Source organism: Nocardioides sp. NPDC057772 (assembly GCF_042798075.1).
GTDB lineage: Bacteria > Actinomycetota > Actinomycetes > Propionibacteriales > Nocardioidaceae > Nocardioides.
Genome location: NZ_JBHVKN010000169.1, coordinates 1 through 11,239 on the forward strand (window position 1 = coordinate 1; position 11,239 = coordinate 11,239).

An 11,239-nucleotide genomic window follows, 5' to 3' on the forward strand; every position below is an offset into this window, starting at 1 on the left:
GACTACGCCGAGATCCTGTGGGGCCCGGCGGCCTACGACCGGTTCTGGTCCCACTTCGTCTGGACCAGACTCCTACCGCCGCTACTGGTACGCCTACGCGATGGTCGCGCCCGTCGTGATGGTCCTCGGCGTCCTGGTCGGCTACCCGCTCGCGCGCGGCTTCTACCTGACCCTGACCGACGCCAACAGCCTCAACTCGGCACGCACCATCGGCGTCAACACGATCGACGCGACGTACAAGTTCATCGGTCTGGACAACTACGCCGAGATCCTGTGGGGCCCGGCGGCCTACGACCGGTTCTGGTCCCACTTCGTCTGGACCATCGTCTGGACCGTCACCTGTGTCGTCCTGCACTACGTGATCGGCCTCGGGCTGGCGATGCTCCTCAACCAGCGCCTGCGCGGGCGCGTGGCGTACCGGCTGCTGCTGATCCTGCCGTGGGCCGTGCCGACGTTCGTCACCGTCTTCGCGTGGCGGATCATGCTGGCCGACGCGGGCGTCATCAACACGATGCTCGACACGATCGGCCTCGCCTCACCGAGCTGGCTCGAGGACCCGACCTGGCAGCGTACGGCGGCGATCATGGTCAACACCTGGTGCGGCGTGCCGTTCATGATGCTCTCCCTGCTCGGCGGGCTGCAGTCGATCGACGAGAACCTCTACGAGGCCGCCGAGATCGACGGCGCCAGCGCCTGGCAGCGCTTCCGGCACGTCACCCTGCCGGGGCTGTCCTCGGTGAGCTCGACCGTCGTCCTGCTCGGGGTGATCTGGACCTTCAACCAGTTCGCGATCATCTTCCTGCTCTTCGGCAACACCGCGCCGGACGCGCAGATCCTGGTCACCTGGGCCTACCGACTCGGCTTCGGGCAGCAGCCTCGCGACTTCGCGATGTCCGCTGCGTACGGCGTCCTGCTGCTCGCGATCCTGATCGTCTTCACGTCCTTCTACTACCGGTGGTTGAAACGCAATGACCAGCTCGCCTAGCACCTACGCGCCCAGCAGCGCGCCCAAGAAGCGGCAGAGCCGGCGCGGCGACCTCGGCCCGGTCGGCCAGGTGGGTACGCACGTGACGCTCGCCATCGCCTCGCTGATCGCGCTGTTCCCGATCGTCTGGCTCGTCTACCTGTCCCTGGGACCGGACAAGGACGACTACCTCCACCCCGGCGGCATCTTCGCGAAGGCGACGCTGGACAACTACTCGTTCGTGCTGACCAACACCGAGTTCTTCAACTGGCTGTGGTCGACCCTGGTGGTGGCCGGCGGCACGACCCTGTTCGGGGTGATGTCGGCGGCGACGACCGGATACGCCGTCTCCCGGATGCGGTTCCCCGGCCACCGGTCGCTGATGTGGGTGCTGCTGTTGACCCAGGCGTTCCCGATCGCCGTGCTGATCGTGCCGATGTACGAGATCTTCTCCCAGCTGCGCCTGGTCGACTCCCACCTCGGCCTGATCCTGGTCAACTGCACCACGATCGTCCCCTACTGCTCGTGGCTGCTGAAGGGCTACTTCGACACCATCCCGGTCGAGCTCGACGAGGCCGGCATGATCGACGGGCTCACCCCGTTCGGTACGTTCTGGCGGCTCATCCTGCCGCTGGCCCGCCCAGGCCTGGCGGTGGCCGCGTTCTACGCCTTCATCACCGCCTTCGCCGAGGTCGCGTTCGCCTCGACGTTCCTGCTCGACGACTCGAAGTACACCTTCGCGGTCGGCCTGCAGAGCTTCATCAGCGAGCACGACGCGCAGTGGAACCTGATGGCCGCCACCGCGGTCCTCATCGCCATCCCCGTCACCATCTTCTTCTACCTCGTCCAACGACACGTCGTCACCGGTCTGACCGCCGGCGGCGTCAAGGGCTGAAAGGTTCTTCTCTCTCATGAACTCCGAATGGTGGCGTGACGCCGTCATCTACCAGGTCTACCCACGCAGCTTCGCCGACAGCGACGGCGACGGCACGGGCGACCTTCCCGGGATTCGGTCACGGCTCCCCTACCTCCGCTCGCTCGGGGTCGACGCCGTCTGGCTGAGCCCGTTCTACGCCTCGCCGCAGGCCGACGGGGGCTACGACGTCTCCGACTACCGCGCGGTCGACCCGCGATACGGGACTCTGGACGACGCTCGCGCGCTGATCGCCTCGGCCCACGAGATCGGGCTGAAGATCATCGCCGACATCGTCCCGAACCACTCCTCCGACCAGCACGAGTGGTTCCAGCAGGCGCTGGCGGAGGGACCCGGGTCGCCGATGCGGTCCCGCTACCACTTCCTGCCCGGGCGCGGCGAGAACGGCGAGGAGCCGCCCAACGACTGGGACTCGATCTTCGGCGGTCCGGCGTGGACGCGGGTGCCCGACGGCGAGTGGTATCTCCACCTGTTCGCCCCCGAGCAGCCCGACTTCAACTGGAACTCCCCCGAGGTGGCTGCGGAGTTCCTGGACATCCTGCGGTTCTGGCTGGACCTCGGCATCGACGGCTTCCGCATCGACGTCGCCCACGGCCTGGTCAAGGCCGAGGGGCTGCCGTCCATCGGCCACTCCGACCAGCTCCACCTGCTCGGCAACGACGTGATGCCCTTCTTCGACCAGGACGGCGTCCACGAGATCTACCGGTCGTGGCGGAAGGTCCTCGAGGACTACCCGGGCCGGATCTTCGTCGCCGAGGCGTGGACGCCGACCGTGGCACGGTCGGCCAACTACGTACGCCCCGACGAGCTGCACCAGGCCTTCAACTTCGAGTACCTCGACACCGCCTGGGACGCCGGGGCGCTGCGCAAGGTCATCGACAGCTCGCTGGACGCGATGCGCCCGGTCGGCGCTCCCGCGACCTGGGTGCTGTCCAACCACGACGTCACCCGGCACGCGACCCGGTTCGCCAACCCTCCGGGGTCGGGGACCCAGATCCGGACGCCTGGCGACCGCTCGCTCGGACTTCGACGTGCTCGCGCGGCCACCCTGCTCATGCTGGCGCTCCCGGGATCGGCGTACATCTACCAGGGTGAGGAGCTCGGCCTCCCCGACGTCACCGACCTGCCCGACGAGGTCCGCCAGGACCCGTCCTTCCACCGCGCCAACGGCCAGGACGGCTTCCGCGACGGCTGCCGCGTGCCGCTGCCGTGGACCCGGAGCGGTTCGTCCTACGGCTTCGGTGACGGTGGCTCCTGGCTGCCGCAGCCGGACTCGTGGGGCGAGCTCAGCGTCGAGGCGCAGACCGGCGTCGAGGGCTCGACCCTCGAGCTCTACCGCTCGGCGCTGAAGATCCGTCGCGAGGTCTCCGGCCTCGGCGCCGGCGACGCGGTGACCTGGCACGACGAGGCCCCCGCCGGCGTCCTCTGGTTCGAGCGCTCTGGCTTCGCGTGCACCGTCAACACCACCAAGGAGCCCGTACGCATCGCAGCACCTGGTGACGTACTCCTCTCCTCCTCGGGCCCCGTGCCCGTCACCGACGGCTCAGCCGACCTCCCTGGCGACACCACCGTCTGGTGGCAGATCTAGCCGAGAAGTCACCCCCGTCGGCCGAGTTGGCACTGCTGTGCCGGCTCGGCCGACGTATGTGACGGCTCGGTCGACGCGGGTGACGCCTCAGGCTCTAGCGTGACGCTCGATCCATCCCTTCCCATCGGCACCGATTCCCTCGAGCATGCGTAGGGCATGTTCGAACCCGGTGGCGTCGAGGTTGAGCCGCACACGCTCCAGCACCTCCGGGTCAGGCTCCTTCAGTGCGGTCATCTCGCCTTCGCTGAAAAGATCGTCGGATGTCTCCATCCCAATTGGTACTGATGAAGGGACGCTCTCGGTTACCCGGATCTCCCTGGGGTCTCCGTTGTTCAGCATCAAAGTGAGCACACGGCCGCCAGCCACCTCCTCGGTGACCTTGACGGAAGTGATGTTGTCGAGCTGGAAATTCTCACGCGACTCCTCCCCGAAGGTCCCGGTCTTGAAGGCAAGAGCAGCAGTCACTTCACGGACGCCATCGACCGTCACCAGGTAGACCCGAAGCTGATACCTCGAATAGCGCCACGGACCTCCCGTCACGCACTGGCCAACCGCCCCTCGCGCAGGCTGGCGAATCACCGCGTGCGAGATGACGTCGGACCAATCCCACTTCCCTTCGCGCAGCACTTTGTCGATCAACACGGTGATGTCGCTGAGCAGCCAGGTCTCCATCTCCTGCTCACTCGGGCGAAGCTTCTCGAGTTTTTGCGTCCATCGCGCAAACTCCTGTTCGCGCCGCCCCTGGATGTGCCGGGCCTCCGTCGCATCGTCGCGTACGCCACGAAGGACGGTGTATGCCCGGTAGCAAATCACCATGGCGAGAGCTCCACTCAGCCCGGCACCCACCATTGCGACTTGCCCACCGATGTCGACGAGTCGGAACAACTGCACCGCCGCAGCCAGCGCCACCACCGCAAGCCCGACGCACCGCGCCATCTGAAGAGGACTTACGCGGTCGCGGTCAGCGAAGTCGAAGAGCGTGCCAGCGAGGTACCGCTTCCTGACGTCAACCGCGTGAAAGCGGATCAGCCACCTGATCTCGTCCACCGACGTACGTTGCTCCCGATAGGTCTCGGCGAGCTCCGCACTGAGACGTGCGCGTACGCCCGAGGTTTCCCTCAGCCACTCGTCCGGGTCTTTGTCCGGCGGCCGATATTTCGAGAAGTAGCGGCGAAACGCACGCCGCACCTGCGGCGCGAACTCATCGCCGTTCATCGGCGCGTCGGGGAGACCGTCGCCGAAGTGGCGTCTGGCGAGGAGGGTGATCCGATCGGACCGGTAGCGCCAGGCGTACGCATCGCGCACCGCAACGGCACCAGCGGCAACCAGCACCAGGAAGGCAAGGATCGCCCCGAGGTTCCCACTCGCGATGGACCTCCATCCGAGCAGGGTGCTGGCGAGGATGAAGGCGGCCACGCCGGCCAGCTCGGCGGGATGGACCTCTGGGCCAGAGACTTCCTCGCGCCTAGACGGCAGGCGGGGTGCTGTCGGATCGACCTCGAAGTATGTCCACACGCGCTTTGCGCGATCATTACCGAAGCGCTCCTGCTCGGCTCGCTCACACGTCTTTCGCCACAGCCTGGTCTTGGTAGTTGCTGAGAGGACCAGATCAAAGTGCCGGTTGACCTTGCCGGCGAGGTCCGGAGTCAGGTTGAGGATCTCTTCTTCAACCGCTTCGACTTTGCGCGCCGCGACCTCTCCGCTGTGGTCGCCTCGCCCGAGGAGCCTGATCAGGGAACCAATCGCCTGGAGTGCGACCGTAAAGCGGTCGTCCAAGGGATAGGTGCCGAACTTCTCGACCGCCGTCTCAAGCCGGCCCCGCTCGGCGGCGCTGAGGTCTCGGAACGAGCGCTTGCTAAACATTGCCAAGACCCAGTGGAACCGCACTTCAGCATTGTCGAGGTCGTGGCTGATTGCTTGGCTGATGAGATCTTCTGCCTTGCGAGGGGCGCCGTCCTCTAGATAGCGGACACCGACCTCATATAGTTGTTGCGGGGACGATTCCTGGGTGATGAGGTAGATGTTCGAGTTGCGAACTTCGTTGGCTTGGATCCCAATGTTCGAGCCGGCGGCGGCGTAGTTGTTAGTCGGCCCCTTCGGACTGACCCAGTCGCCGTTCACAACATCCCCTGGACGTGGCTGGCCGCCGCGGCAGCCTTGGCCGCGATGTCGGTGACATCCGACATGACACCGCCGACCTTCTGGAGGGCGCGGGCCGCCTTGTGGCGCTTGGCGAGGTCCGGATCATTCGCGAGCTTCTCGGCGATGTCGAGCTCGTCGAGGGCATCCTCCATGGTGTCGGTGTCGAACCGCCCGGCCGCGTGATGCACCTGAAGCAGCATTCGCAGCTCGGCGACGAGCGCACTGATGTCCTGGGTGGAACCAGAGACGCTCGACCCGGTCACGTTGAGGGTACCTCCGTTGACAGTGTTCGCCTGCACCCCGACGGTGCCCGAGCTGAAGTTGAAGACCATGGCGCCATTGCCATTGCCAGCGGGGCCGTTCTGGGCTGCACTGTCCGTCCCGTCGTCAATTCGAGATGTGCTCTTCGCTGCGACTGGGCCGGTCTCGAGCATCTGGACAGCGAGCTCTACGGCGAAGGCCGCGGCATGAGCCGCAGCGCGCGGCTGCCAGTGCTCGTCGTTGGCCACCGTCTTCCCGCCGTCGGCACGGTCGCTGATCCCGCGGACGACGCCGACGGGGACACTGTTGAGACGCCCCGCCTCAGCGACTCCGGCGCCTTCCATCTCGATGGCGGCCGTGTCGTTGTAGTGCTGACGAATCCACGCCGCCTCGCGCGATATCCGCGACTTCTGCACCACATCTCCGGCCGCGATGGGCGCCCGCGTGACACGCGGCACGTCACCTCCTGCCAGCAGCCGCTTGGCCCAGGATTCGTTGCTTGCGACGAATCGAGCGGTCTCGCTGACAGCATGATTCAGCGGCCACACCTGCGGCCGCGCCTTGAGACCGTCATCCTCGCCCGCGGCGCTCTGGTAGGCATAGATCTTCGACCCAACCACCACATCGCCCAGGTTGATCGAGTCCTTCATCGCACCAGCGACCCCTGAGAAGAGGAGTGCCACCGGCGCATAGCGCTGAATAGCGCGTTCGGCGAGCACAGCGGCCGAGCTGTTGCCTGCTTCCGTCACTCCGATCACGACACGGCACGAAGTGCCGCGTACGGTGCCAATCTCGTAGCGAGTGCCGGACTCGAGAAGCTCCGACTCGAGGTCGGTGAGGTGGTCACGTACGGCTTTGTATTCGATGTCCAGGGCGGTCAGCACGACGGCTACCCGTGGCTCAGTCATGGTGTCTCCTTGGGTGGTTCGTTGCCTGATCTGGTGTCACTCGTTGGTTTCAGGGCGCCTGATCGGCGGATGCAGCACAGTGGCTTGGCCGGCATGGAACAGGCGCGCCGGTCGGCCTTTGGTCGCCCGACGCTCGGTGCCCGCAGCCACGATGAAGCCGGGCACACCTTGGACCTTGCGATAGAAGTTGCGTGGATCGAGCTCCACGCCCCACACAGCTTCATAGACACGCTGAAGATCGGCGATCGTGAAGGCCGGTGCGCAGAAGGCCGTGGCCAGCGCGGTGTGCTCGAGCTTCGTGCGCGCCCTTTCAACAGCGTCGTCGAGGATCTGTCGATGATCGAAAGCGAGCGGAATCCGACCGGAAGTGACCTCGTCGATCGAGGTCCACGCCGCACCTGTTGCGTCGGTTCCTGCGACGGGCTCGGGCAGTCCAGGCGCGATGGCCAGGTAGACCACCGACACGACGCGATCCCTTGGGTCGCGATCTGGCTTGCCGTAGAAGCCAAGCTGCTCGATGTGCAGACCAGCGCCATCTAGGTCGGTTTCTTCTCGCAGCTCGCGCAGAGCCGCGTCGTAAATATCCTCGTCAACGCGCTTGAGAAATCCTCCCGGAAGCGCTCGAGATCCTTTGAACGGTTCGTTTCCACGCTCAATCAGCAGCACCTGGAAGCTGGATCCACGCAAGGTGAGGATCACCAGGTCAACCGCCACCAGGCCGGGCGGTCGTGGCCGCGACCTCTTCTCCGGCACCGGGCATCACCCCTTCTTTTTGTCGATCTGACAATAATGAGAGTAAGCCAGACTCTTAGCGATCGCAGCGCATTGGCCGATTCATGCCGGAGACCGGCACACGCGCATCTACCTGCACAGAACGGCGAGGCGTCACCTAGTCGGCCGATCTGGCAACGATGTGACGGCTCGGCCGACCTGCGCGACGGCTCGGTCGACGCGGGTGACGCCTCGGCGCTATCGGCGGGCGGTGACGTAACAGGCGACCGCGGTGGCGGCGGCCACGTTGAGGGAGTCGATGCCGGCGGACATCGGGATGATGGCGCGGCGGTCGGCGGCCTGCTGCCAGCGCGGGGAGAGGCCGTGGCCCTCGGAGCCGAGGACGAGGGCGACCTTGTCGACACCTTCGACCGCCTTCTCGATGTCGACGGCGTCGTCGGCCAGAGTGAGGGCGACGGTGGTGAAGCCGGCGGCGGAGAGGGACGGGAGCGCTTCGTACCAGTCCGGCAGGCGGGTCCACGGCAGCGCGAACACCGCCCCCATCGCGACCTTGATCGAGCGCCGGTAGAGCGGGTCGGCGCACCGCGGCGCCAGCAGCACCGCATCGAACCCGAGTGCCGCGCCCGACCGGAAGATCGCGCCGACGTTGGTGTGGTCGACGATGTCCTCCAGCACCAGGACCGACCGGGCACCCGCCAGCACCGACTCCACCGACGGCAGCGGTCGCCGCCTCATCGACGCCAGCGCCCCGCGGTGCACATGGAAGCCGGTCACCTTCTCGGCGGCCTGCTCGCTCATCACGTAGCACGGCGCATCGGTCGACTCGAGCACGTCGGAAAGCCCGTCGAGCCACTTCGGCGCCATCAGGAACGAGCGCGGCTCGAAGTCGCCGGTCACGGCGCGGCGTACGACCTTCTCGCCTTCCGCCAGAAACAGCCCCTCGGAGGATTCGATGGACTTGCGCAGCTCGACATCACGCAGGTCGCGGTAATCCGCAAGACGGGGATCGTCGGGGTCGGAGATCTCGATGAGTTCAGCCATGGTCAGGCGACCTGCACCGAGTCCTTCATGTCCCCCGAAACTTCCTCAGGGAAAGAGAGGACCAGGTGCCGGCCCAGGGCGGTCGCGACGCGTGCCAGGGTGTCGATCCGGTTGCGCGCCCCACCGCCTTCCTCGAGCCGGGAAATGACCGACTGGGTTGTGCCCATCCGAGTGGCCAGCTCACGCTGGCTCAGCCCCGCCTCCGTACGCAAGTCGTAGATCAGCTGCCCGAGTGCAAGATCCTGCTCGACGCTCGCTCTGGCCTCGTCGGACGGCGCGGGACGCTCGGTCCTGACGTCGGACCAGCGGGAGTAGTTCGCCATAGTTGCTCTCCTAGGGATAACGCCGCGCGCATTCGGCGGCCGCCTTGCGGGCTCTGGCCACCTCACCGCGCTCGTTGTCTCGTTGCTTGTGGAAAGTCGTCAGAAGGATGATTCGAGCATCGCTGGTGAATCTGTAGGTGATCCTCCGGGCAGTCGACCCAAGAGTGAAGCGGAGCTCGAACAGGCCCTCTCCTAAACCCCGCGAGAGAGGCATTCGTGCGCGGGGCCCCAGATCAGCCAACCGATCCACGATCACCGCGACCCGGACCCACTCCGCGTCGCTCAGAGCATCCAGCCACTTCACGACCTCGTCATGAAGCTCGACTTCCATGCTCATGATCGCACCCACGCGATGATCGCACAAGTGCGATCATCGCGGAGCGGGCAGCCGCCATGGTTCGCTGCAAATCTCATGCAGCGACCGTACGATCCAACTCATGGCAACGAGTCGACGCCGCGCCGACCAGAGGTCTAGAAGGCGTCGGGGTGGGCGACGCGGACGACCTCGCCGATGACGATGATCGCGGGAGGCTGGACGTTCTCGTCGGCCAGGGTCTTCTCGAGGGTCTCGAGAGTCGCCAGGACCGTACGCTGCGTGGGCATCGTGCCGTCGCAGATGACCGCGACAGGGGTCGAGGCGGCACGTCCACCGTCCATCAGGGCGGTCGCGATCGCGGGGGCGTTCTGGACGGCCATGAGGAGGACCAGGGTGCCGCCGAGCTGGGCGACGGCGGACCAGTTGGTCAGCGACGTGGGGTCGGCCGGCGGGACGTGGCCGGAGATCACGGTGAACTCGTGGGCGACGCCGCGGTGGGTCACCGGGATGCCGGCGACGCCGGGGACGGTGACCGGCGAGGTCAGGCCGGGGATGACGTGGACCGGCACGCCGGCCTCACGGCACGCCAGCACCTCCTCGAAGCCACGGCCGAAGATGAAGTTGTCACCGCCCTTGAAGCGGGCGACGGCCTTGCCCTCCTTGGCCGCCTCGACGATGATCCGGTTGATCTCCTCCTGCTGGGCCGAGCGGCCGCGGGGGAGTTTGGCGACATCGACGAGCTCGACGTCGGCAGGGAGCTCGGAGAGCAGCTCGCGCGGTGCCAGCCGGTCGGCGACGACGATGTCGGCCTCCATCAGGGCCTTGCGGCCGGCGACCGAGATCAGTCCGGGGTGACCCGGGCCGCCACCGATCAGGGTCACGCCGGGCACCCGCTGGCGCTCGTGCGGCGCGATCAGGTCACCGGAACGCAGACCGTCGAGGATCCGGTCGCGTACGCCCGCCGAGCGTCGCGGGTCGCGGTTGGCGAGGACCGCGATGGTCAGGTCGCCGTCATGGCCGGTCGCCGGGGTCCAGGCGGTGGCCTGTGTGCCGTCGTCGGAGCGTACGCAGAAGATCCGTCGCTCCTCAGCAGCGGCCGAGACCTCCTCGTTGACGTCGGCGTTCTGGGTCGCCGCGATGACATACCAGGCGCCGTCGAGCACGTCGGCGGTGAAACGCTCCGAGCGCCAGGTGATCTCGCCGGAGCCGAGCAGACCCTCCAGAGCGGGCGTCAGCGACGGCGAGACGACCTCGACCAGCGCGCCCGCGGCGATCAGCGCCGGCACCCGCCGCTGCGCCACGCGGCCACCACCCACGACGACCACCCTCCGGCCCTCCAGGATGAGGCCGGCGGGATAGGGAACGGCATGCTCAGAACTCATGGGTACATCCTCGCCCAACACCCGGCCGTGTCCTGACAACGGGTCGATTCGCGGACTGGGTTCGTGAGCTACGTTGGTAGCCATGGCACTCGACCGCCCGGTGAAACCGGACCCCTACTCGCTCATGCCCGCCCTTCCCTCCTTCACGCTGACCAGCCAGGACGTGACCGACGGCCAGCCGCTGAAGCAGGACCAGGTCTACGACGGCGGCAACACCTCCCCGCAGCTCAGCTGGAGCGGCGCGCCGGAGGGCACCAAGTCGTACGTCATCACCTGCTTCGACCCCGACGCACCCACTCCCAGCGGCTTCTGGCACTGGGCCTTGGTCGACGTCCCCGCCGACGTGACCGAGCTCCCGGCCGGTGCCGGAGCCGGCGACGCCGAGCTCCCCGGCAAGGCGTTCCACGTCGCCACCGACTACGGCACCAAGGAGTTCGGCGGCGCCGCTCCCCCGGCCGGCGACCAGGTCCACCGCTACTACTTCGTGGTCCACGCCGTCGGTGAGGAGACCCTGGGCGTCGACGACGAGGTGACCCCGGCGGTCGTCTCCTTCAACCTGGCCTTCAAGGCGCTGGCCCGCGCCGTCCTGGTCGGCACCTACCAGCACTGAGACGGTGGGGGTCCCGGCCCGGGACCCCCACCGTCAGC

The 11,239-nt window shown here is 66.9% G+C and carries 11 protein-coding genes; 4 read left to right on the top strand and 7 right to left on the bottom strand.

The features are described from left to right. The first annotated feature begins 100 nt into the window (after window positions 1–100). The 3 genes from ACFVJS_RS21585 to ACFVJS_RS21595 are packed head-to-tail and all read left to right on the top strand — an operon-like array spanning window position 101 to window position 3,486. The gene (locus tag ACFVJS_RS21585; RefSeq protein WP_378884689.1) at window positions 101–985 is read left to right on the top strand and encodes a carbohydrate ABC transporter permease; all 885 of its coding nucleotides are present in this window, start codon (window positions 101–103) and stop codon (window positions 983–985) included. After that, window positions 969–1,859 carry a sugar ABC transporter permease gene (locus ACFVJS_RS21590; protein WP_378884692.1) on the top strand — a complete coding sequence of 297 codons (891 nt, stop codon included), beginning with the start codon at window positions 969–971 and terminating at the stop codon, window positions 1,857–1,859. Before ACFVJS_RS21585 ends, ACFVJS_RS21590 begins: the two co-directional genes overlap by 17 nt. A gap of 16 nt (window positions 1,860–1,875) precedes the next feature. Continuing rightward, on the top strand, window positions 1,876–3,486 hold the full coding sequence (locus tag ACFVJS_RS21595) for a glycoside hydrolase family 13 protein (protein ID WP_378884695.1): 1,611 nt from the start codon (window positions 1,876–1,878) through the stop codon (window positions 3,484–3,486). 87 nt (window positions 3,487–3,573) lie between these two features. Here the strand turns inward: ACFVJS_RS21595 and ACFVJS_RS21600 are convergent, their stop codons facing one another. From ACFVJS_RS21600 to cobA, 7 genes are all read right to left on the bottom strand, one after another. Next, the gene (locus ACFVJS_RS21600; protein WP_378884696.1) at window positions 3,574–5,607 is read right to left on the bottom strand and encodes a hypothetical protein; all 2,034 of its coding nucleotides are present in this window, start codon (window positions 5,605–5,607) and stop codon (window positions 3,574–3,576) included. Continuing rightward, window positions 5,604–6,797, bottom strand: coding sequence for a purine phosphorylase (locus ACFVJS_RS21605; RefSeq protein ID WP_378884699.1), 1,194 nt, complete (start codon window positions 6,795–6,797; stop codon window positions 5,604–5,606). The genes ACFVJS_RS21600 and ACFVJS_RS21605 overlap by 4 nt, the downstream gene beginning before the upstream one ends. A 36-nt stretch (window positions 6,798–6,833) precedes the next feature. Beyond that, the gene (locus tag ACFVJS_RS21610) at window positions 6,834–7,496 is read right to left on the bottom strand and encodes an NUDIX domain-containing protein (RefSeq protein ID WP_378884701.1); all 663 of its coding nucleotides are present in this window, start codon (window positions 7,494–7,496) and stop codon (window positions 6,834–6,836) included. Between the two features lie 270 nt (window positions 7,497–7,766). Beyond that, window positions 7,767–8,570: a TrmH family RNA methyltransferase gene (locus ACFVJS_RS21615; RefSeq protein ID WP_378884703.1), complete on the bottom strand. Its 804-nt coding sequence runs from the start codon at window positions 8,568–8,570 to the stop codon at window positions 7,767–7,769. Window positions 8,571–8,572: 2 nt separating this feature from the next. Beyond that, entirely contained in the window at window positions 8,573–8,893 is a 321-nt protein-coding gene (locus ACFVJS_RS21620) for a helix-turn-helix domain-containing protein (protein WP_378884705.1), read from the bottom strand. Between the two features lie 10 nt (window positions 8,894–8,903). Then, window positions 8,904–9,230 carry a type II toxin-antitoxin system RelE/ParE family toxin gene (locus tag ACFVJS_RS21625; protein WP_328530266.1) on the bottom strand — a complete coding sequence of 109 codons (327 nt, stop codon included), beginning with the start codon at window positions 9,228–9,230 and terminating at the stop codon, window positions 8,904–8,906. Between the two features lie 134 nt (window positions 9,231–9,364). Further along, a complete protein-coding gene (cobA, locus tag ACFVJS_RS21630) occupies window positions 9,365–10,591 on the bottom strand; it encodes a uroporphyrinogen-III C-methyltransferase (RefSeq protein ID WP_378884709.1) in 1,227 nt (408 codons plus the stop codon). Window positions 10,592–10,673: 82 nt separating this feature from the next. Between cobA and ACFVJS_RS21635 the strand changes: the two genes are divergently transcribed. Next, on the top strand, window positions 10,674–11,201 hold the full coding sequence (locus tag ACFVJS_RS21635; protein WP_378884712.1) for a YbhB/YbcL family Raf kinase inhibitor-like protein: 528 nt from the start codon (window positions 10,674–10,676) through the stop codon (window positions 11,199–11,201). Window positions 11,202–11,239 lie beyond the last annotated feature (38 nt).